We start from the raw sequence: 19,394 nt of genomic DNA, 5'->3' as shown, positions 1-19,394 counted from the left end.
TCTCTGTTTCCGCTAGCTACGGCAGGCTCAGAACTTGAGCCCGGCTTCGCGGGCGGCGTCCGCCAGGGCGGCGATGCGCCCGGCGTACTGGTTGCCACCACGGTCGAATACGACAGCCTCGACACCCGCGGCCTTGGCACGCTCGGCGACAAGCGCGCCGACCTTGCCGGCCTGCGAGGACTTGTCCTCGGAGCCACCGCGGATCGAGGTGTCCAGGGTCGACGCCGACGCCAGGGTGTGACCCTTGATGTCGTCGATGACCTGGGCCACGATGTGGCGGTTCGAGCGCGTCACGACCAGGCGCGGACGCTCGGCGGTACCCGAGATCCTCTTGCGGATGCGGATGTGGCGGCGCTTGATGGCAGCGGCCTTGTAGGCCTTGCCCTTCGCGATCTTCACACCGTATGCCATGGCTTACTTACCCGCCTTTCCGACCTTGCGGCGGATGACTTCGCCCTCGTACTTGACGCCCTTGGCCTTGTACGGGTCGGGCTTGCGCAGCTTGCGGATGTTGGCCGCAACCTCGCCGACCTTCTGCTTGTCGATGCCCTCGACCGAAAGCTTGGTCGCGGACTCCACCTTGAAGGTGATGCCCTCGGGGGCCTCGACCAGGATCGGGTGGCTGTAGCCCAGCGAGAACTCCAGGTTGGAGCCCTTGGCGAGCACGCGGTAACCCACACCGCTGATCTCGAGCTTCTTCACGTATCCCTGGGTCACACCGGTGATCATGTTCGCCACCAGCGTGCGGGACAGGCCGTGCAGGGCCTTGTTCTGACGCTCGTCGTTGGGACGGGAGACGTTCAGCACGCCGTCCTCGCCCTTGGCGATCTCGATCGGCGCGGCGATGGTGTGCGAGAGGGAACCCTTGGGGCCCTTCACGTTCACCGTCCGGCCGTCGATGGTGACGTCCACGCCGGTGGGAACCGGGATGGGGAGCTTGCCGATTCGCGACATTGCTATTCCTCCGTTCCCGATTACCAGACGTAGGCGAGGACTTCCCCGCCCACACCCTTCTTGCCTGCCTGCTTGTCGGTGAGCAGACCGTGCGACGTGGAGATGATCGCCACGCCCAGGCCGCCGAGCACCTTCGGCAGGTTGGTGGACTTCGCGTAAACCCGGAGACCGGGCTTGGAGATCCGCTTGATGCCCGCGATGGAGCGCTCACGGTTGGGGCCGAACTTCAGCTCCAGGACGAGGTTCTTGCCGACCTCGGCGTCCTCGACCTTCCAGCCCGTGATGAAGCCCTCCTGCTGGAGGATCTCCGCGATGTGCGACTTGATCTTGCTGTGCGGCATACCGACGCTGTCGTGGTACGCCGAGTTCGCGTTACGCAGACGAGTCAGCATGTCCGCGATCGGATCAGTCATGGTCATGAATTGGCCTTCGGCCTCTCTCGCCGGGGTTTCCTGTCTGTGCCATCCCTCTCCCCGATCCGGGACGGGACGGGTGCGGCACGGGGACCTACGGCGTAGTAAGTCGTACGGGCGTCCAGGCGCCCAACCCTCCAAGACTAAGCCATGAAGGGGTGGGCACCTGACACCGCCCTTTACTTACCGAGAGCCCAGCATTCACATCCAGCCTGTCGGCCCGAAGGGCCGCCCTTGAGGGGCGGTGGTCGGGCGACGGGTGGGCGGAATTACCAGGAGCTCTTGGTCACGCCCGGCAGCTCACCGCGGTGGGCCATCTCACGAAGGCACACGCGGCACAGGCCGAACTTGCGGTACACGGAGTGCGGACGACCGCAGCGCTGGCAGCGGGTGTACGCGCGCACACCGAACTTGGGCTTACGAGCAGCCTTGGCAATCAGAGCCTTCTTCGCCATCTCGCTCACGCCTCCTTGAACGGGAAGCCGAGGTGACGAAGGAGGGCGCGGCCCTCGTCGTCGTTGGTCGCCGTGGTGACCACGGTGATGTCCATACCCCGGACGCGGTCGATCTTGTCCTGGTCGATCTCGTGGAACATGACCTGCTCCGTGAGACCGAAGGTGTAGTTGCCCCGGCCGTCGAACTGCTTCGGGGACAGACCGCGGAAGTCGCGGATGCGCGGCAGCGCGAGCGACAGGGTGCGGTCCAGGAACTCCCACATGCGGTCACCGCGAAGGGTGACGTGCGCACCGATCGGCTGACCCTCACGCAGCTTGAACTGCGCGATGGACTTGCGGGCCTTGGTGACGGCCGGCTTCTGACCGGTGATCGTGGTGAGGTCCTTGATGGCACCCTCGATCAGCTTGGAGTCGCGGGCGGCGTCGCCCACACCCATGTTGACCACGATCTTGACGAGGCCCGGAACCTGCATGACGTTCTCGTACGAGAACTCCTTCAGCAGCTTTCCGGCGATTTCCTCGCGGTACTTCGTCTTGAGACGCGGAATTGTGGTGGTGGCAGTCATCAGATGTCCTCACCGGTCCGCTTGGCAACGCGGATCTTGTTGCCGTCCTCGTCGAAGCGGTATCCGACGCGGGTGACGACCTTGTTGCCGTCCTTCTCCACGACGAGCTGCACGTTGGACACGTGCACCGACGCCTCGGTGGTCACGATGCCGCCGGCCTGCGAGCCGGAGGCGGTGGGACCGGCCTTGGTGTGCTTCTTGACCCGGTTGACACCCTCGACCAGGACACGCTCCTCGCGCGGGTAAGCGGCAATGACCTTGCCCTGCTTGCCCTTGTCCTTACCGGTGATGACCTGGACCAGGTCGCCCTTCTTGATCTTCATGCTTACAGCACCTCCGGCGCGAGCGAGATGATCTTCATGAACTTCTTCTCGCGCAGCTCACGGCCGACGGGGCCGAAGATACGGGTGCCACGAGGGTCGCCGTCGTTCTTCAGAATGACGGCGGCGTTCTCGTCGAAGCGGATGTACGAGCCGTCCGGACGGCGGCGCTCCTTGACGGTGCGAACGATGACCGCCTTGACGACGTCACCCTTCTTCACGTTGCCACCGGGGATCGCGTCCTTGACGGTGGCGACGATGACGTCACCGATGCCCGCGTAGCGGCGACCCGAGCCACCGAGAACACGGATGGTGAGAATTTCCTTCGCACCCGTGTTGTCGGCGACGCGCAGTCGCGACTCCTGCTGGATCACGTCTATCTCCTGAATGTCTGCCGGTTCCCGGCGAGTGCGGTGACTCTTTCGAAGCTGTCACGGCACTCGCCGAGCCTGGCGGAACGAACCTGAGGGAAACCCCTCAGGAAATTTCCATCAAGCATTTCCGTACCGGACCCCGCCGGAATTCCGGCGGGGCACCGGGAGGAATTACTTGGCCTTCTCGAGGATCTCGACGACGCGCCAGCGCTTCGTCGCGGAGGTCGGCCGGGTCTCCATGAGGAGGACACGGTCGCCCACGCCCGCGGCGTTCTGCTCGTCGTGCGCCTTGAGCTTGTTCGTACGGCGGATGACCTTGCCGTACAGCGCGTGCTTCACACGGTCCTCGACAGCGACGACGACGGTCTTGTCCATCTTGTCGCTGACGACCAGACCCTCACGGGTCTTGCGGAAACCGCGAGCTTCCTCGGTCTTCTCGGTCACGTTGCTGCTCTCGCTCATCAGGCGCTCTCCACCGTCTCGATGCCCAGCTCGCGCTCACGCATCAGGGTGTAGATCCGCGCGATGTCCTTACGGACCGCCTTGAGACGGCCGTGGTTCTCGAGCTGGCCCGTCGCCGCCTGGAAGCGGAGGTTGAACAGCTCTTCCTTGGCCTCGCGGAGCTTCGCGAGAAGCTCCTCGTTGCCCAGCTCGCGCAGCTCGGACGCCTTGGTACCGGCCGACATCACAGGTCACCTGCCTCGCGCTTAACGATCTTGCACTTCATCGGCAGCTTGTGAGCCGCACGGGTCAGGGCCTCGCGCGCGATCTTCTCGTTCGGGTAGGACAGCTCGAACATCACCCGTCCGGGCTTGACGTTCGCGACCCACCACTCCGGCGAACCCTTACCGGAACCCATGCGGGTCTCGGCAGGCTTCTTGGTCAGCGGACGGTCCGGGTAGATGTTGATCCAGACCTTGCCACCACGCTTGATGTGACGCGTCATGGCGATACGAGCGGCCTCGATCTGACGGTTCGTCACGTAAGCCGGGGTCATCGCCTGGATGCCGTACTCGCCGAACGCAATCTGCGTGCCACCCTTGGACATGCCGTTGCGCTTGGGGTGGTGCTGCTTGCGGTGCTTGACCCTACGGGGGATCAGCATTTCGGTCAGGCCTCCGTTCCGGTGCTCTCAGCCGGAGCGGCAGCGGCGGGCGCCTCGGCCTTGGGGGCCTCGGCGGCCGGAGCCGACTGCTGCTGCGGCTTGCGACCGCGACCGCCACGCTCGCCACCACGGCCACCACGGGCCGGGCGGTCAGCGCCGCCACGGGCCGGACGGTTGCCGGCGCGGGCCGCGGCGTTCTCGGCGCGGACCTCGGCGATGTTCTTGACGTCGCCCTTGTAGATCCAGACCTTCACGCCGATGCGGCCGAAGGTCGTCTTGGCCTCGAAGAAGCCGTAGTCCACGTTCGCGCGGAGCGTGTGCAGGGGCACACGGCCCTCGCGGTAGAACTCCGAGCGGGACATCTCGGCGCCGCCGAGACGGCCACCGCACTGGATCTTGATGCCCTTGGCGCCGGCCTTCATCGCCGTCTGCATGCTCTTGCGCATGGCACGACGGAAGGAGACGCGGGAGGACAGCTGCTCCGCGACGGCCTGGGCAACCAGCTGAGCGTCGGTCTCGGGGTTCTTGACCTCGAGGATGTTCAGCTGGACCTGCTTGCCGGTGAGCTTCTCGAGGTCACCGCGGATGCGGTCGGCCTCGGCGCCACGGCGGCCGATGACGATGCCCGGACGAGCGGTGTGGATGTCCACCCGCACGCGGTCACGGGTGCGCTCGATCTCCACCTTCGAGATACCGGCGCGCTCCATGCCGGACGTCATCATCCGACGGATGGCGACGTCTTCCTTGACGTAGTCCTTGTACAGCTTGTCGGCGTACCAACGCGACTTGAAGTCCGTGGTGACACCGAGCCGGAACCCGTGCGGGTTTACCTTCTGGCCCATTACCGGGTTCCTTCCTTGCTGCTGACGACCACGGTGATGTGGCTGGTCCGCTTGCGGATCCGGTAGGCACGGCCCTGGGCACGCGGCCGGAACCGCTTCAGGGTCGGGCCCTCGTCGACGTACGCCTCACTGATGAAGAGGCTGTCGGCGTCGGTGTGGTCGTAGTTGTGCGCGGCGTTGGCGATGGCGCTGTCCAGCACCTTGCCGACCGGCACACTGGCGGCCTGCGGGGCGAAACGCAGGACCGCCTGAGCCTCCGTGGCATCCATGCCACGGATGAGGTCCACCACGCGGCGGGCCTTCATGGGCGTGACGCGGATGAACCGCGCCTGGGCCCTGGCTTCCATGGTTGTCCCTTCGGTGTTTGTCATGATCGTTTCCACCCCGCCTTAGCGGCGCTTCGACTTCCGGTCGTCCTTGACGTGGCCCCGGAAGGTGCGGGTCGGCGAGAACTCGCCGAGCTTGTGGCCGACCATCGACTCGGTGACGAACACCGGGATGTGGGTCTTGCCGTTGTGCACCGCGATCGTGTGGCCCAGCATCGCCGGGACGATCATCGAGCGACGGGACCAGGTCTTGATGACGTTCTTGGTGCCGGCTTCGTTCTGCGTGTCCACCTTTTTGATCAGGTGGTCGTCGACGAAGGGCCCCTTCTTGAGACTGCGCGGCATCTAAACCCGCTCCTAGCGCTTCTTGTTCGTCTTGCGGCGGCGGACGATGTACTTGCTCGATGCCTTCTTCGGCGAGCGAGTACGACCCTCCTTCTGACCCCAGGGGCTGACCGGGTGGCGACCACCGGAGGTCTTGCCCTCACCACCACCGTGCGGGTGGTCAACCGGGTTCATCGCCACACCGCGAACGGTCGGGCGGACGCCGAGCCAGCGCTTACGGCCGGCCTTGCCCCAGTTGATGTTCGACTGCTCGGCGTTGCCGACCTCGCCGACGGTGGCGCGGCAGCGCACGTCGACCAGGCGGATCTCGCCGGAGGGCATACGGAGGTGCGCCATCGCGCCCTCCTTGGCCAGCAGCTGCACGGAGGCACCGGCCGAGCGCGCGAACTTGGCGCCGCCACCGGGACGGAGCTCGATCGCGTGGATCGTGGTACCGACCGGGATGTTGCGCAGCGCCAGGTTGTTGCCCGGCTTGATGTCGGCCCCGGGACCGTTCTCGACGCGGTCACCCTGCGACAGGCCGCGCGGCGCGATGATGTAGCGCTTCTCGCCGTCGGCGTAGTGCAGCAGCGCGATACGCGCGGTGCGGTTGGGGTCGTACTCGATGTGCGCGACCTTCGCCGGCACGCCGTCCTTGTCGTGACGACGGAAGTCGATCACGCGGTAGGCGCGCTTGTGGCCACCGCCCTGGTGGCGGACGGTCACACGACCGGTGTTGTTACGGCCGCCCTTGCTGTGCAGCGGGCGGACCAGCGACTTCTCCGGCGTGGACCGCGTGACCTCGACGAAGTCGGCGACGCTGGAGCCACGGCGGCCCGGCGTAGTCGGCTTGTACTTGCGGATTCCCATTTCTCAGTCCTCGTCCGATTTCGGACGATCCGACCCGCTTAAGCGGTCGGACCGCCGAAGATGTCGATACGGTCGCCCTCGGCGAGGGTCACGATCGCGCGCTTGCTGTCGGCACGCTTGCCGAAGCCGGTACGGGTCCGCTTGCGCTTGCCCTGGCGGTTGATCGTGTTGACCCCGGTGACCTTGACCGAGAAGACCGACTGCACGGCCTGCTTGATCTGGGTCTTGTTGGCACGCGGGTCGACGACGAAGGTGTACTTGCCCTCGTCGAGCAGTGCGTAGCTCTTCTCGGAGACGACCGGCTTGAGCAGCACGTCACGGGGGTCCGTGAAGCTCTTGCTCAGCGGGGTCTCGACGGTCTGCTTGCCCTCCGCGGCGTGGCGCTTCGCCTTGGCGACGCGCGCGGCCTTGGCGGCCTTGGCCGCCTTGGAGGCAATGCTCGGGTGACGCGTAGCCATCAGGCTTCGCTCCCTTCGGTCTCATCAGCCTTCTGCGGGCCGGACACGAAGGACTCGAAGGCGGCCTTGGTGAAGACCACGTCGTCCGAGACGAGCACGTCGTACGTGTTCAGCTGGCCCGGCTCCAGGATGTGCACCTGGGGCAGGTTGCGGGCGGACAGCCACGCGGCCTCGTCGGCCCGCTCGACGACCAGGAGCAGGTTCTTGCGCTCCGAGATCTTGCCGAGCAGGGTCTTGGCGGCCTTGGTGGACGGCGCCTCGCCCGCGATCACGTCGGAGACGACGTGGATGCGGTTGTTGCGGGCCCGGTCGGTGAGGGCACCGCGCAGGGCGGCGGCCTTCATCTTCTTCGGGGTCCGCTGCGAGTAGTCACGCGGCACGGGGCCGTGGACCACGCCACCGCCGGCGAACTGCGGCGCACGGGTCGAACCCTGGCGGGCGCGGCCGGTGCCCTTCTGGCGGTACGGCTTCTTGCCGCCACCGCGGACCTCGCCGCGCGTCTTGGTCTTGTGCGTGCCCTGACGGGCCGCGGCCAGCTGCGCGACGACGACCTGGTGGATCAGCGGGATGCTGACCTTCGCGTCGAAGATCTCCGTGGGGAGCTCGACGGACCCGGCCTTGTCGCCAGCAGGCGAAAGGATGTCAATGCTGCTCATTACCTCAGGCCCCCTTGGCCGCAGTACGGACCAGGACGAGGCCGCCGTTCGGACCGGGAACCGCGCCCTTGATGAGCAGCAGACCCTTCTCCGCGTCAACGGCGTGGACGGTCAGGTTCTGGGTGGTGACCCGCTCGTTGCCCATACGGCCCGCCATACGGAGGCCCTTGAACACACGGCCCGGGGTGGCACAGCCACCGATGGAACCGGGCGAGCGGTGCTTGCGCTGGGTGCCGTGTCCGGCGCCGAGGCCACGGAAGTTGTGGCGCTTCATGACACCGGCGAAGCCCTTGCCCTTGCTCTTGCCGGTGACGTCCACCTTGATGCCGGCCTCGAAGGTCTCGGCGGTCACTTCCTGGCCGAGGGTGTACTCGCCGGCACCGGCGGTACGGATCTCGACGAGGTGGCGACGGGGCGTCACGTCGGCCTTGGCGAAGTGGCCCTTGAGGGGCTTGTTCACCTTGCGCGGGTCGATCTCGCCGAAGGCGATCTGGACCGACTCATAGCCGTCGGAGTCGTTGGTGCGGACCTGGGTCACGACGCAGGGTCCGGCCTTGACCACGGTTACCGGGACGACACGGTTGTTCTCGTCCCAGACCTGGGTCATGCCGAGCTTCTCGCCCAGGATGCCCTTGATGTTCTTGGTCGTCATCGTTGATCAGCCCGCCTTCAGAGCTTGATCTCGATGTCAACGCCGGCCGGAAGGTCCAGGCGCATCAACGAGTCAACGGTCTTCGGGGTCGGGTCGAGAATGTCGATGAGACGCTTGTGCGTGCGCATCTCGAAGTGCTCGCGCGAGTCCTTGTACTTGTGCGGCGACTTGATGACGCAGTACACGTTCTTCTCAGTGGGCAGCGGCACCGGGCCCGCGACCGACGCACCAGTGCGAGTCACCGTCTCGACGATCTTCTTCGCCGAAGAGTCGATGACCTCGTGGTCGTAGGCCTTGAGCCGGATGCGGATCTTCTGTCCCGCCATGGCTACTTCGTAGTCCTGTCTCTCGTAAACGCTCTGGAACCCGGGGGGCGAACACTCTCCCCCTCCGACCCACGCGGTCGGGCGTGTCGCGCTGCCGCCAACAGAAATCTCCGTACGGATTTCCCTGCCATGGGCTGCGGTCACGACCGCGGGACCGGGGATGAGACACCCACCGGGCGCCTGGCCGAGGCACCCCGCCGCACTTCCCGGAAGATTCCCGTACGTCCGCCCCAGCGCTGCCCCAGGAGAAACCCCTGAGGCAGTTGGAACGACGAGTACTGTGGGACTCGCTTCCGGTCCTCCCGGCGGGAGGCGCGCAGCATCGGCACTCAACCGAGCAACCCGGACAGTCTGCCATACGGGGCAGACCCGACGCCAATCGAGCCGGGGATCTTACCCCGCGGGGGCGTACGGCCAAACACGGGGCGGAAGTTGCCGAGCCCCGGACCCGACGCGGGCGCGAGCCGGACTACGCGTAACGCGGCAGGTCGTCGGTGGAGATGGTCCAGTCGCCGACGGTGACGGGCTCCCCGTAGACGAAGTCCTTGCGGGTCGCGTACCGCGGGCCGTCGGGGGTCCGGTGGATGTCGGAGAACACCGCCCCGGTGCCTGTACGCGGGTCGAAGACCGCGTAGACGGGCACGCCCATGAGCGGATAGTCGCGGACCTTGCTCACCCAGTCGTTGTCGGGGTTCGAGCGGGAGACGACCTCGATGGCGGCCAGCAGCGCACGAGGGTCGAAGGCGCCCTCGATCTCCATGTCGGCCTCGGCGATCACCATCAGATCCGGGTGGCGCAGTATGCCTTCGGCCGGGCTCTCGACGTCGGGGGTCCCCGTGTGGGCGACGATCTCCTCGGGCATCGCCTTCTCGAGCCGCTTGCGGATGCGCAGCGCGGTCAGCTCGTGCGGCCCTGTGGGCGCCATCATGTCGTGGACGATGCCTTCCCTGGTGATCTCGAACTTGCCGGGGAGGGTGTCGTCCATGGAGCCCAGGAACTCGCGGAGCACCTGGTACTGGTGCGTCTGTCGCTGCTCACCCGGAGCGATGCTCATCGAAGATCGTCCTCCCCTCGGTGCCGTGGCAGAGCCGGTGTGCAGGAAGTCTATGGGACGGCCTCGCAGCCCGTACCGGCCGCACGAAACGAAAAGGGCCCGTACGAACCCGTGGTCTCCCACGAGTCGTACGGGCCCTTCCGGTTGCTCAGTGAGCTACCAGGTCAGATCGACAATCACTTGTTGATCTTGGTGACCTGGCCGGCGCCCACGGTCCGGCCACCCTCACGGATGGCGAACTTCAGGCCCTCTTCCATGGCGACGGGCTGGATGAGCTCGACGGTCATCTCGGTGTTGTCGCCCGGCATGACCATCTCGGTGCCCTCGGGGAGGGAAACGACGCCGGTCACGTCCGTGGTACGGAAGTAGAACTGCGGGCGGTAGTTGTTGAAGAACGGGGTGTGACGGCCACCCTCGTCCTTCGACAGGATGTAGGCCTGGGCCTCGAACTCGGTGTGCGGGGTGACAGAGCCCGGCTTGATGATGCACTGGCCGCGCTCGACGTCCTCGCGCTTGATGCCGCGAAGCAGCAGACCGACGTTCTCACCGGCCTGGCCCTCGTCGAGCAGCTTGCGGAACATCTCGATACCGGTGACCGTGGTGGTGGTCTTCTCGGTCTTGATGCCGATGATGTCGACGGTCTCGTTGACCTTGAGGATGCCTCGCTCGATACGGCCGGTGACGACCGTACCGCGACCGGTGATCGTGAAGACGTCCTCGATCGGCATCAGGAACGGCTTGTCGACGTCACGCTCGGGCTGCGGGATGGACTCGTCCACGGCCTTCATCAGGTTGAGGACGGACTCACCCCACTCCTTGTCGCCTTCCAGCGCCTTGAGAGCGGAGACCTTGACGACGGGAACGTCGTCGCCCGGGAACTCGTACTCGGTGAGGAGCTCACGAACCTCGAGCTCGACGAGCTCCAGGATCTCCTCGTCGTCCACCATGTCGGCCTTGTTCAGGGCGACGACGATGTACGGAACGCCGACCTGGCGGGCCAGGAGCACGTGCTCCTTGGTCTGCGGCATCGGGCCGTCGGTGGCGGCGACCACGAGGATGGCGCCGTCCATCTGCGCCGCACCCGTGATCATGTTCTTGATGTAGTCCGCGTGACCGGGGCAGTCGACGTGCGCGTAGTGACGCGTCTCGGTCTGGTACTCGACGTGCGCGATGGAGATGGTGATACCGCGCTGGCGCTCCTCAGGAGCCTTGTCGATCTGGTCGAAGGCCGAGGCCTCGTTCAGGTCCGGGTACGCGTCGTGCAGCACCTTGGTAATGGCGGCCGTGAGGGTCGTCTTACCGTGGTCGATGTGACCGATGGTGCCGATGTTGACGTGCGGCTTAGTCCGCTCGAACTTCGCCTTCGCCACTGGGGTCCTCCTGTGGAGTGGTTCTGAACGCCTTGCTTCATCGGCGCCAGGTGATCTTTGCTGGGAAGCCCGGGCCCCGGGGCACTCCGCCGGTGTTGCGGCGAAATGCCCCGGAAGGCTCCGGAGTCAAGCCTAAGGCGTGAACTCTGTCGAGTTACTCGCCCTTGGCCTTCGCGATGATCTCCTCGGCGACGTTCCGCGGAACCTCGGCGTAGGAGTCGAACTGCATCGAGTAGCTTGCGCGACCCGACGTCTTGCTGCGGAGGTCGCCGACGTAGCCGAACATCTCCGAGAGCGGAACGAGGCCCTTGACGACGCGGGCACCGGCACGCTCCTCCATGGCCTGGATCTGGCCACGGCGGGAGTTGATGTCGCCGATCACATCGCCCATGTAGTCCTCGGGCGTGGTGACCTCGACGGCCATCATCGGTTCGAGCAGCACGGGGCTCGCCTTGCGCGCGCCCTCCTTGAAGGCCTGCGAGCCGGCGATCTTGAACGCGAGCTCGGAGGAGTCCACCTCGTGGAAGGCACCGTCGAGCAGGGTCACGCGGACACCGGTCATCTCGTAACCGGCGAGGATGCCGAACTGCATGGCTTCCTGGCAGCCCGCGTCCACCGAGGGGATGTACTCCTTGGGGATGCGGCCACCCGTGACCTTGTTGACGAACTCGTACGAGGTGTCGCCACCCTCGAGCGGCTCGACCGCGATCTGCACCTTGGCGAACTGACCGGTACCACCGGTCTGCTTCTTGTGCGTGTAGTCGATCCGCTCGACCGCCTTGCGGATGGTCTCGCGGTACGCGACCTGCGGCTTACCGACGTTGGCCTCGACCTTGAACTCGCGCTTCATGCGGTCGACCAGCACCTCGAGGTGCAGCTCGCCCATGCCGCCGATGATGGTCTGGCCGGTCTCCTCGTCCGAGTGGACCTGGAAGGAGGGGTCCTCCTCCGCGAGACGCTGGATGGCGACACCCAGCTTCTCCTGGTCACCCTTGGACTTGGGCTCGATCGCGACCTGGATGACCGGCGCCGGGAAGTCCATGGACTCCAGGATCACCGGGCTCTTGTCGTCGCACAGCGTCTCACCGGTGGTGGTCTGCTTCAGGCCCATCACGGCGATGATGTCGCCGGCGCCCACCGAGTCGATCTCCTCACGCTTGTTCGCGTGCATGCGGTAGATCTTGCCGATGCGCTCCTTCTTGCCCTTGACCGAGTTCAGCACCGCGGTGCCGGAGTCGAGGCGGCCCGAGTAAACCCGGACGAAGGTGAGCTTGCCCAGGTGCGGGTCGCTCGCGATCTTGAACGCGAGGGCCGACAGCGGCTCCTCGTCGCTCGGCTTGCGCGCGACGACCTTCTCCGGGTCCTTGACGTCGTGGCCCTCGATGGCCTCGACGTCCAGGGGCGAAGGCAGGTAGCGCACGACCGCGTCGAGCAGGGGCTGAACGCCCTTGTTCTTGAACGCGGTACCGCAGAACACCGGGGTGACGGTGGTGCCGTCGGCCTTGCCGGAGGCGATGGTGATCCGACGGATCGCGGCGATCAGCTGCTCCTCGGAGGGCTCCTGGCCCTCCAGGTACAGCTCCATGATCTCTTCGTCGTTCTCGGCCACGGCCTCGAGCAGCTTGCCGCGGTACTCGGCGGCAGCCTCGGTGTGCGTGTCCGGGATGTCGACGACGTCGTACGCCTCACCGAGCTTGGTGTCGGCGGACCAGACCAGGGCCTTCATGCGGACCAGGTCCACAACACCCTTGAAGTCGGCCTCGGCACCGATCGGCAGCTGCATGACCAGCGGCTGGGCACCCAGACGGTCGCTGATCATGTCGACGCAGCGGTGGAACTCGGCACCGGTACGGTCGAGCTTGTTGACGAAGCAGATACGCGGAACGCCGTAGCGGTCCGCCTGACGCCACACCGTCTCGGACTGCGGCTCAACGCCGGCGACGCCGTCGAACACCGTCACGGCACCGTCGAGCACACGCAGGGAACGCTCCACCTCGACGGTGAAGTCCACGTGGCCCGGGGTGTCGATGATGTTGATGGTGTGGTCGACGTCGTCCAGCGGCCAGTGACAGGTGGTGGCAGCAGAGGTGATCGTGATGCCACGCTCCTGCTCCTGCTCCATCCAGTCCATGGTGGCAGCGCCGTCGTGGACCTCACCGATCTTGTACGAGACACCGGTGTAGAACAGGATCCGCTCGGTGGTGGTCGTCTTGCCCGCGTCGATGTGGGCCATGATCCCAATGTTGCGGACCTTGGCCAGGTCAAGTGAAGTGGTAGCCATAAGGCTTCAGTCTTCTCTCGGTCTCGATGTGGGTAGCGACTACCAGCGGTAGTGCGCGAAGGCCTTGTTGGACTCGGCCATCTTGTGCGTGTCCTCGCGCTTCTTGACGGCCGCACCAAGGCCGTTCGAAGCGTCGAGAAGCTCGTTGAGCAGACGCTCGGTCATGGTCTTCTCGCGACGGGCGCGGGAGTAACCGACCAGCCAGCGGAGCGCCAGGGTGTTGGCACGGCCGGGCTTGACCTCGACCGGAACCTGGTAGGTGGCGCCACCGACACGGCGGGACTTGACCTCGAGGGTCGGCTTGATGTTCTCGAGAGCGCGCTTGAGCGTGATGACCGGGTCGTTGCCGGTCTTCTCGCGCAGGCCCTCCATGGCGCCGTAAACGATGCGCTCGGCGGTGGAGCGCTTGCCGTTCAGCAGCACCTTGTTGATGAGGGAGGTCACCAGAGGAGAACCGTAGACCGGGTCGATGATGACCGGGCGCTTCGGGGCGGGGCCCTTACGAGGCATTCTTACTTCTCCTTCTTGGCGCCGTAGCGGCTGCGGGCCTGCTTGCGGTTCTTGACACCCTGGGTGTCGAGCGAACCGCGGATGATCTTGTAGCGAACACCCGGCAGGTCCTTCACACGGCCGCCGCGCACGAGCACGATGGAGTGCTCCTGCAGGTTGTGTCCCTCACCCGGGATGTAGGCCGTGACCTCGATGCCGGAGGTCAGACGCACACGCGCGACCTTCCGCAGCGCCGAGTTCGGCTTCTTGGGGGTGGTGGTGAACACACGCGTGCAGACGCCGCGACGCTGAGGGGAACCCTCGAGTGCGGGCGTCTTGTTCTTCTCGACCTTGTCCTGCCGGCCCTTGCGGACCAGCTGCTGGATCGTAGGCACTACTTCTCCGGTTTCTGTGTGCCGATGTAAAGCTAACCTGGAACTTCGCCGACCCACGCGGTCGGGTGTGTCGAATCCCGCAGACTCCCGCCGCAAGGCAGGCAGAGGCGCGGATTGCGGTGCGGCCGATGACGGCGCCCGTACGGTTGAAGGCACGCACGGGGGCCAGGGCACACCCCAGGCACAAGGTCTGAGCGTAACTGGGATGGGGGGTGGGGTCAAAAGCGATGCGGCCAGGCCGGCTGGGAGGAAGATCGCATCAGAGGGACGTGACGGGACGGCAACGACGACACGCCTGACCGGTGGCAGTCCCCAGGGTCACACCCCGCAGCGCTCAGACGTACCCCCCAAGCGGTTCGACCTCCAGGCGATTCAGCGCCCGAGCGTCCAGAACTCGGTACCCGCACCCGGTGCCTGCCGAGGCTGCCAGCCAGACCGGTCCGCATCAGGGCCCCAGTCGGGAACTTGGCCATCGTAGTAGATAAATAGAGCCCAATAGTAGGCGTCCTCATGGAGGATGATTTCGCTTTGTTCAAGAAACTTTTGCTCGGGCCACTGCGCATTGATCCGAGCTACGGCTTCGGCGCGTCGAATTCCAAACATCTGGACCATCTCGTCAGAAATCTCACCGAGGAGTTCGAGGACATCTTCGCTGACATTCGCCAAAAATTCAGACATCTAATCTCCCTATTGCAGTGCTCGAGTCAGGATGCCACCCGCCCGATCACCAAAGAATGTGACCTGATTGCCGGACCAAACAGGCGGCCGCCCCTTTTTCATGAAGGGGTTAATATTTCTAAGCATTGGCCCCTCCACCACCTCGTACAGCTCACCTTTCCCGCCGCCACGGTAATATCGCACGAAGTCTACTAGAACCGGATCATCCCTCTGAAATACCTTAGAACTCAGACTATCGAACTCACCCTTAGGGATACGGAAATGTAGAACCGCCCCTTGATCTCCAAACCTGGCCGCCCAATCCTCAGCCTGCTGCCTGTCCCGTGTCGTATAGAAGCCGTTTCCGAAGTCCATGGGGCGTGAACTTCTCCCAGTATCCACACCACCCGCCCTAATATTCCTTTCTGCGACTCTATCCGTGCCATGATAAAGATCTACAAAATCATCACAGTCCGGGGCCAATCCCGTAGAGTCGGTAAACACTCTCGGGTTGGATACGTAGGCAGTCGGATTAGGCGAGGGCGCCAGGCCGAGGGGATCAGGTGTCGTGTAGCGGCCTATTCCCGGGTCGTAGTGTCGGAAGTAATTGTAGTGTAGGCCCGTCTCAAGGTCGGCGTATTGACCTGGGAAGCGGAGAGGCGTGTACGCTGTGGCATTTTCATTCCACGAAACAGTCCCCCACAGAGTACTTCGTGACTGCCAGGCGATGCCCCCTGCCTCGTCCACGAGTTCTGTCGGAGTGCCGACCGCATCTGAGACGACGGCATAAAATTTGACCTCGTCTTCATCGCCACCGATTCGACGCTCAGTCTGGGTCAGCGGTCTATGGCCTGCATAATCCCACGTGCGGACGATTCCGGTGGCAGTGCTGGCCTCCTCGACCAACCGGGAACCATCCCACGTAAAGTTCACATGCTCGACCACGGACTCTTCGTCAGCAGCCAGTTTCTGTTTCCCGATGCGACGGTTCAGAGGGTCATAAAGATAGCGCCAGGTGGTCCCGTCAGGCGTGACACAAGAAGTAAGCCGACTTTCCGCGTCATAGGTGTAGTGCCAGGTATCGGGCCTCCGGGACAGGCGCGGCCTCTGCCGTACGATCGTGCGGCCTGCTTCGTCGTATTCGTAACGCAGCTTTCCGGCGGTGAGCACCCGGGTTCCGCAGTAGGTTCGGTGTCCACGGACATCGGAGTTTGGCACACCGTCAGGCCATTGAGCCTCTCTCTGATTCCCGGCGCTGTCGTAGGCATACGTCTCATCCCAGTCGTGGGCAGCCACGGCGAGGGGACGCCCAGTAGCGTCCAGCGTGAAGCGCTGTGTAGTGCCAGTGACCGAATCAGACAGGGAATTCAGATAGTTGTCCGGCCGGTACTCGAAGTTCAGCGCTTTCAACGTGCGCTCGCCGGATACAAGAATCTGCTCTGTCGGCCGACCCACCTGATCGAATACCGTGGACAAGGTGACCAACCCACCGGCGGCACCGAATTCCCGCTCGACTTCGCGCCCCAGAACATCGTGCGAGAACCGCAAAGCACGGCCGGAGGCAGTCAACTCGGTGAGGTTTCCAGCCGAGTCGTACTGCCATGTGCTCACCGCGCCGGATGGCGTCCGGCGACCGTCGCGCCGCCCCAACTCATCGTATGTGTAGCTCAGTTCATGGCCATTCACCCGCTCACAACGAACCTGGCCGAACTCATCGCGGATAACCTCCAGTACCGCATCCGGACCAGCAGCCCGCTCCAGCCGCCCCATGCTGTCGTAGCAGTACTCAGTGACCTGGTCGGCAGCCACCTTGCGCAAGGCCAGCCCTATCGTGTCCCGCTGGTAGCGGATTACGTCACCGAGTGGTGTTGTCTTTTCCTTGAGCCGACCTGCAAGGTCGTACGCATAGTGCTGCGCGCGCCCGTCGAAATCGGCTTCAGCAATCAGACGCCCGGCTGGGTCATACGTGTAAGTCCACGCCAATCCTTGCGGATTGAGTACCCTAGCCAAACGCAGTTCGGTGTCATAGGTGAACTCGTATCGCACACCGTCCGGGCTCGTGCGGGCGGACATGACATCGAAGTGAGAGAACTCAAACTGAGAAACACCCCCGTTTGTATCGATGTGACGAATACAGTTTCCTTCACCGTCGTATAGCCAAGTCTCCTCACTCCCATCTGCAGTGATGCGACGGGCATGCTTGCCTTCGACCGTCCATTCCAGTCGAGTCTCGGCACCGAACGGGTCAACCTGTCGGTTTGGGCGACCAAAGGCGTCGCGCTCGTAGCGCGTGACGGCCCCTTGCGCATCCGTTACTTCGAGCGGCAAACCAGCGGGGTTATTCCGAATTAGCGTCGTATTCCCGAAGGCATCCGTGACAGCGGTCAGATGCCCGGCTGGGTTGTACGTGAACCGGGTGGTTCGGCCTGCGGGGTCGGTGGCCGTGACCGGCTTCCCATCTTCGTACTCCTGGACCCAGCGCGATCCATCCGGGTCGGTTACCACCGTCGGTAGTCCGAGGTGGTTGTACTCCGTGGTCAGCATCGCGCCGTCCGGGCGTATCTCCGCCGTCACACGTCCGCACTCGCCGTACGTATACCGAGAGGTGTGCCCCAACGGATCAGCCACCGAGGTCAGTCGCAGACTCTCGTCCCACTCCCGCACCGTGACGTTACCCAGCGGATCCGTCTCACGGACCAGGCGACAGGATTCGTTGTGCTCGTACACCCGTGTGTGCCCGAGCGAGTCGGTGACCCGAGTCGTACGCGTCCCGTCCTCATAGCTGAGCGTGGACGCCAGGGCGCCACCGGTGCCGCCCGTCTCGACGACTCGCCCTCGCTCGTCGTACAGGTACCAGTACATGGTCCCGTTGCGGTCGGTCCACGACGTAATGCGCCCTTCGTCGTCGTACGTGTAACGCATGGGCAGCCCGGACGAATTGACCTCCTCGGTGAGCTGCCCTGTCTCGTCGTAGCCGAAGGAAATGAGCGTCGTACCGGCGCTGTCGGAGTCGGACGGGTCGAGCAGCCTCAGCCGCACGATCCGGTCGAGGGTTTCGTGACGGTCCAGGGCAATGCGGTAGCCGCCCGAGTGGACGACGGTGCGCGGGAGGTCGCTGAGCTTCTCGTCGTACTCGATGGTGACGCGGTTGCCGTTGCGGTCGTGGATGTACTGGAGGGGGAGATCGATCGCTGTGCCTTCGGCTGCGGGCACAGGGCTGTGGAAGGCGTAAGTCAGCCCGGAATCGGGGTCGTTGACGTGAAGCGCACCGTCGAACCCGGGCGCGAAGCGGAGAGTAAGCCGGGAGCCGGGGGTCTCCGGGCGCACCGCCTCGCCGCTGTCGGAATCCGGCAGGGGGAAGCACAGTCGCGAGCCGTCGGCCGCGACGTAGACGACGCCTTCCTCATCGATCTGCAAACGCTGGTCGATCGTCGAAGCCCACGACGGGCCGAACCAACCCCCGTACCTGTACGAGGAGATGTGGGTCCGCTCCAGGATCAGCGGGAGCACGCCCGGCAGTTCGGCGTCCTTCTGCGTAAGCGCCATGTCGCCGGTCGCGACGTCGATCGGGTCCCGTACGAACTTCTTGAGAGCGTTCTGCACGGAGGCCGGTAGCTTGTCCCAACCCGGCCGCGCCTTCATACGGTTGAGCGTCGAGCAGTTCAGCTTCAGCGTCTGGCGCAGCTTGGACAGGTCCTTGGGCTTGAGCTTGCCCAGGCCCTTGCCGAGCAGCTTGCCCAGGCCGCCGAGGCCGACGCCGAGGGCCGCGCCCATCGCGAGCGTCTCGGCCAGCTTCTCGGGGTCCTTGAACGTGCTCGGGTCCTGCAACAGGGCATCCAGGGCCGAGTACTTGGCGCCCTGCGCCGCCAACTTGCCAGCCTGTGCAACGCCCTTGATCTGCTTGAGGGCGCGAAGGGCACGTATCAGAGCCCGGATCGTCTCCATGACGACGCGGATGGTGCGGCCAAGTGCCGTACCCGCCTTCTCGATCCGCGCGATGATCGCCGTCACCTTCGCGAACCGCGCACCTGCCGCGAGACTGCTGACCACGGCGGAGGCGCCACCGGTCAGCACGCTGAGGGCGAGACCGGCCATCTCGACCTCGATGATCTCCACGACGATCACGCCGAGTTCGCTCAGCAGCTGCTCCGCCTCGTCGGCGAACTTGTCCAGGCCGTCGGCGCCGTCACGCAGCCCGTCGGCCATCTTCGAAGCATGCTGCCGGGTCTTCTTCGCCCGCTTGAAGAACTCCTTGGCGGTCTTGCCCTCCCAGTCGACCTCCGCCAGGGCCTTCTCGGCGTCCGTGACCGAGTCGTCGACGGCGTCGGCAAGCGCACGCCACTTCTTCGCGATGTCCCGCACCCCGTCCGGATCCACCGCGGGATCCGAGATGCCGAGGAACTGCATCATGCTGGCCAGATTGTCGCCGGCCATGTGGTTGAACTTGTTGATCAGCTTGAGCGGGTTGATGTCATCAACGTGATGCAGCGGATTCCAGTCGACCACG

At 64.8% G+C, this 19,394-nt stretch carries 25 protein-coding genes; all 25 read right to left on the bottom strand.

Translation table 11 applies throughout. From position 1 onward, the window contains the following. Nucleotides 1-27: 27 nt before the first annotated feature. The 25 genes from rplR to HUT18_RS21710 all read right to left on the bottom strand — a co-directional run bounded on the left by rplR (nucleotide 28) and on the right by HUT18_RS21710 (nucleotide 19,393). Nucleotides 28-411 (bottom strand): 50S ribosomal protein L18, encoded by a 384-nt coding sequence (gene rplR / locus HUT18_RS21830; RefSeq protein WP_176102264.1) that lies wholly within the window; start codon nucleotides 409-411, stop codon nucleotides 28-30. A 3-nt stretch (nucleotides 412-414) separates the two neighbouring features. After that, on the bottom strand, nucleotides 415-954 hold the full coding sequence (gene rplF / locus HUT18_RS21825; RefSeq protein WP_176102263.1) for a 50S ribosomal protein L6: 540 nt from the start codon (nucleotides 952-954) through the stop codon (nucleotides 415-417). 20 nt (nucleotides 955-974) lie between these two features. Then, the gene (rpsH, locus tag HUT18_RS21820) at nucleotides 975-1,373 is read right to left on the bottom strand and encodes a 30S ribosomal protein S8 (protein WP_043443042.1); all 399 of its coding nucleotides are present in this window, start codon (nucleotides 1,371-1,373) and stop codon (nucleotides 975-977) included. A 263-nt stretch (nucleotides 1,374-1,636) separates the two neighbouring features. Beyond that, on the bottom strand, nucleotides 1,637-1,822 hold the full coding sequence (locus HUT18_RS21815) for a type Z 30S ribosomal protein S14 (protein ID WP_003956452.1): 186 nt from the start codon (nucleotides 1,820-1,822) through the stop codon (nucleotides 1,637-1,639). Nucleotides 1,823-1,827: 5 nt separating this feature from the next. After that, a complete protein-coding gene (rplE, locus tag HUT18_RS21810) occupies nucleotides 1,828-2,388 on the bottom strand; it encodes a 50S ribosomal protein L5 (protein ID WP_176102262.1) in 561 nt (186 codons plus the stop codon). Next, nucleotides 2,388-2,711: a 50S ribosomal protein L24 gene (gene rplX, locus HUT18_RS21805; protein WP_176102261.1), complete on the bottom strand. Its 324-nt coding sequence runs from the start codon at nucleotides 2,709-2,711 to the stop codon at nucleotides 2,388-2,390. The genes rplE and rplX overlap by 1 nt, the downstream gene beginning before the upstream one ends. Before the next feature lie 2 nt (nucleotides 2,712-2,713). Next, nucleotides 2,714-3,082 carry a 50S ribosomal protein L14 gene (gene rplN / locus HUT18_RS21800; RefSeq protein WP_003974257.1) on the bottom strand — a complete coding sequence of 123 codons (369 nt, stop codon included), beginning with the start codon at nucleotides 3,080-3,082 and terminating at the stop codon, nucleotides 2,714-2,716. A 171-nt stretch (nucleotides 3,083-3,253) separates the two neighbouring features. Further along, on the bottom strand, nucleotides 3,254-3,544 hold the full coding sequence (rpsQ, locus tag HUT18_RS21795; protein ID WP_176102260.1) for a 30S ribosomal protein S17: 291 nt from the start codon (nucleotides 3,542-3,544) through the stop codon (nucleotides 3,254-3,256). Next, nucleotides 3,544-3,768 carry a 50S ribosomal protein L29 gene (gene rpmC / locus HUT18_RS21790; RefSeq protein ID WP_003974259.1) on the bottom strand — a complete coding sequence of 75 codons (225 nt, stop codon included), beginning with the start codon at nucleotides 3,766-3,768 and terminating at the stop codon, nucleotides 3,544-3,546. Before rpmC ends, rpsQ begins: the two co-directional genes overlap by 1 nt. After that, nucleotides 3,768-4,187 carry a 50S ribosomal protein L16 gene (gene rplP, locus HUT18_RS21785; protein ID WP_176102259.1) on the bottom strand — a complete coding sequence of 140 codons (420 nt, stop codon included), beginning with the start codon at nucleotides 4,185-4,187 and terminating at the stop codon, nucleotides 3,768-3,770. Before rplP ends, rpmC begins: the two co-directional genes overlap by 1 nt. A 5-nt stretch (nucleotides 4,188-4,192) precedes the next feature. Beyond that, on the bottom strand, nucleotides 4,193-5,029 hold the full coding sequence (rpsC, locus tag HUT18_RS21780) for a 30S ribosomal protein S3 (protein ID WP_176102258.1): 837 nt from the start codon (nucleotides 5,027-5,029) through the stop codon (nucleotides 4,193-4,195). Beyond that, nucleotides 5,029-5,376, bottom strand: coding sequence for a 50S ribosomal protein L22 (rplV, locus tag HUT18_RS21775; protein ID WP_040252685.1), 348 nt, complete (start codon nucleotides 5,374-5,376; stop codon nucleotides 5,029-5,031). The genes rpsC and rplV overlap by 1 nt, the downstream gene beginning before the upstream one ends. A 42-nt stretch (nucleotides 5,377-5,418) precedes the next feature. Further along, entirely contained in the window at nucleotides 5,419-5,700 is a 282-nt protein-coding gene (rpsS, locus tag HUT18_RS21770) for a 30S ribosomal protein S19 (RefSeq protein ID WP_003974263.1), read from the bottom strand. 12 nt (nucleotides 5,701-5,712) lie between these two features. Beyond that, entirely contained in the window at nucleotides 5,713-6,549 is an 837-nt protein-coding gene (gene rplB, locus HUT18_RS21765) for a 50S ribosomal protein L2 (RefSeq protein WP_176102257.1), read from the bottom strand. A 38-nt stretch (nucleotides 6,550-6,587) separates the two neighbouring features. Beyond that, on the bottom strand, nucleotides 6,588-7,007 hold the full coding sequence (gene rplW / locus HUT18_RS21760) for a 50S ribosomal protein L23 (protein ID WP_176102256.1): 420 nt from the start codon (nucleotides 7,005-7,007) through the stop codon (nucleotides 6,588-6,590). After that, nucleotides 7,007-7,663 carry a 50S ribosomal protein L4 gene (gene rplD / locus HUT18_RS21755; protein WP_176102255.1) on the bottom strand — a complete coding sequence of 219 codons (657 nt, stop codon included), beginning with the start codon at nucleotides 7,661-7,663 and terminating at the stop codon, nucleotides 7,007-7,009. Before rplD ends, rplW begins: the two co-directional genes overlap by 1 nt. A 4-nt stretch (nucleotides 7,664-7,667) precedes the next feature. Then, nucleotides 7,668-8,315, bottom strand: coding sequence for a 50S ribosomal protein L3 (gene rplC / locus HUT18_RS21750; RefSeq protein ID WP_176102254.1), 648 nt, complete (start codon nucleotides 8,313-8,315; stop codon nucleotides 7,668-7,670). Between the two features lie 17 nt (nucleotides 8,316-8,332). Then, nucleotides 8,333-8,641: a 30S ribosomal protein S10 gene (gene rpsJ / locus HUT18_RS21745; RefSeq protein ID WP_003948644.1), complete on the bottom strand. Its 309-nt coding sequence runs from the start codon at nucleotides 8,639-8,641 to the stop codon at nucleotides 8,333-8,335. A gap of 469 nt (nucleotides 8,642-9,110) precedes the next feature. After that, nucleotides 9,111-9,695 carry a Uma2 family endonuclease gene (locus HUT18_RS21740; RefSeq protein ID WP_176102253.1) on the bottom strand — a complete coding sequence of 195 codons (585 nt, stop codon included), beginning with the start codon at nucleotides 9,693-9,695 and terminating at the stop codon, nucleotides 9,111-9,113. Nucleotides 9,696-9,871: 176 nt separating this feature from the next. Further along, nucleotides 9,872-11,065 carry an elongation factor Tu gene (tuf, locus tag HUT18_RS21735; RefSeq protein ID WP_176102252.1) on the bottom strand — a complete coding sequence of 398 codons (1,194 nt, stop codon included), beginning with the start codon at nucleotides 11,063-11,065 and terminating at the stop codon, nucleotides 9,872-9,874. 154 nt (nucleotides 11,066-11,219) lie between these two features. Beyond that, nucleotides 11,220-13,346 carry an elongation factor G gene (fusA, locus tag HUT18_RS21730; protein WP_176102251.1) on the bottom strand — a complete coding sequence of 709 codons (2,127 nt, stop codon included), beginning with the start codon at nucleotides 13,344-13,346 and terminating at the stop codon, nucleotides 11,220-11,222. 39 nt (nucleotides 13,347-13,385) lie between these two features. Continuing rightward, the gene (rpsG, locus tag HUT18_RS21725; protein WP_003998848.1) at nucleotides 13,386-13,856 is read right to left on the bottom strand and encodes a 30S ribosomal protein S7; all 471 of its coding nucleotides are present in this window, start codon (nucleotides 13,854-13,856) and stop codon (nucleotides 13,386-13,388) included. A gap of 2 nt (nucleotides 13,857-13,858) precedes the next feature. Then, entirely contained in the window at nucleotides 13,859-14,230 is a 372-nt protein-coding gene (gene rpsL, locus HUT18_RS21720) for a 30S ribosomal protein S12 (protein WP_003948652.1), read from the bottom strand. A 372-nt stretch (nucleotides 14,231-14,602) separates the two neighbouring features. Further along, nucleotides 14,603-14,908, bottom strand: a complete 306-nt coding sequence (locus tag HUT18_RS21715) for a hypothetical protein (protein ID WP_176102250.1) — start codon at nucleotides 14,906-14,908, stop codon at nucleotides 14,603-14,605. 9 nt (nucleotides 14,909-14,917) lie between these two features. Continuing rightward, complete coding sequence (locus tag HUT18_RS21710) at nucleotides 14,918-19,393, bottom strand: DUF6531 domain-containing protein (RefSeq protein ID WP_176102249.1); 4,476 nt, start codon at nucleotides 19,391-19,393, stop codon at nucleotides 14,918-14,920. Between the last annotated feature and the right edge of the window lies 1 nt (nucleotide 19,394).

It is taken from the genome of Streptomyces sp. NA04227 (assembly GCF_013364195.1).
Lineage (GTDB): Bacteria > Actinomycetota > Actinomycetes > Streptomycetales > Streptomycetaceae > Streptomyces.
Note: the sequence above shows the minus strand (reverse complement) of the source record. Positions and strands in the feature narration are given on the sequence as shown.

Bases quoted from the DNA above. Each gene is read 5' to 3' on its own strand.
- rplR (WP_176102264.1), bottom strand. From the start codon at position 411: ATGGCATACGGTGTGAAGATCGCGAAGGGCAAGGCCTACAAGGCCGCT.
- rplF (WP_176102263.1), bottom strand. From the start codon at position 954: ATGTCGCGAATCGGCAAGCTCCCCATCCCGGTTCCCACCGGCGTGGAC.
- rpsH (WP_043443042.1), bottom strand. From the start codon at position 1,373: ATGACCATGACTGATCCGATCGCGGACATGCTGACTCGTCTGCGTAAC.
- HUT18_RS21815 (WP_003956452.1), bottom strand. From the start codon at position 1,822: ATGGCGAAGAAGGCTCTGATTGCCAAGGCTGCTCGTAAGCCCAAGTTC.
- rplE (WP_176102262.1), bottom strand. From the start codon at position 2,388: ATGACTGCCACCACCACAATTCCGCGTCTCAAGACGAAGTACCGCGAG.
- rplX (WP_176102261.1), bottom strand. From the start codon at position 2,711: ATGAAGATCAAGAAGGGCGACCTGGTCCAGGTCATCACCGGTAAGGAC.
- rpsQ (WP_176102260.1), bottom strand. From the start codon at position 3,544: ATGAGCGAGAGCAGCAACGTGACCGAGAAGACCGAGGAAGCTCGCGGT.
- rpmC (WP_003974259.1), bottom strand. From the start codon at position 3,768: ATGTCGGCCGGTACCAAGGCGTCCGAGCTGCGCGAGCTGGGCAACGAG.
- rplP (WP_176102259.1), bottom strand. From the start codon at position 4,187: ATGCTGATCCCCCGTAGGGTCAAGCACCGCAAGCAGCACCACCCCAAG.
- rpsC (WP_176102258.1), bottom strand. From the start codon at position 5,029: ATGGGCCAGAAGGTAAACCCGCACGGGTTCCGGCTCGGTGTCACCACG.
- rplV (WP_040252685.1), bottom strand. From the start codon at position 5,376: ATGGAAGCCAGGGCCCAGGCGCGGTTCATCCGCGTCACGCCCATGAAG.
- rpsS (WP_003974263.1), bottom strand. From the start codon at position 5,700: ATGCCGCGCAGTCTCAAGAAGGGGCCCTTCGTCGACGACCACCTGATC.
- rplB (WP_176102257.1), bottom strand. From the start codon at position 6,549: ATGGGAATCCGCAAGTACAAGCCGACTACGCCGGGCCGCCGTGGCTCC.
- rplW (WP_176102256.1), bottom strand. From the start codon at position 7,007: ATGGCTACGCGTCACCCGAGCATTGCCTCCAAGGCGGCCAAGGCCGCC.
- rplD (WP_176102255.1), bottom strand. From the start codon at position 7,663: ATGAGCAGCATTGACATCCTTTCGCCTGCTGGCGACAAGGCCGGGTCC.
- rplC (WP_176102254.1), bottom strand. From the start codon at position 8,315: ATGACGACCAAGAACATCAAGGGCATCCTGGGCGAGAAGCTCGGCATG.
- rpsJ (WP_003948644.1), bottom strand. From the start codon at position 8,641: ATGGCGGGACAGAAGATCCGCATCCGGCTCAAGGCCTACGACCACGAG.
- HUT18_RS21740 (WP_176102253.1), bottom strand. From the start codon at position 9,695: ATGAGCATCGCTCCGGGTGAGCAGCGACAGACGCACCAGTACCAGGTG.
- fusA (WP_176102251.1), bottom strand. From the start codon at position 13,346: ATGGCTACCACTTCACTTGACCTGGCCAAGGTCCGCAACATTGGGATC.
- rpsG (WP_003998848.1), bottom strand. From the start codon at position 13,856: ATGCCTCGTAAGGGCCCCGCCCCGAAGCGCCCGGTCATCATCGACCCG.
- HUT18_RS21715 (WP_176102250.1), bottom strand. From the start codon at position 14,908: ATGTCTGAATTTTTGGCGAATGTCAGCGAAGATGTCCTCGAACTCCTC.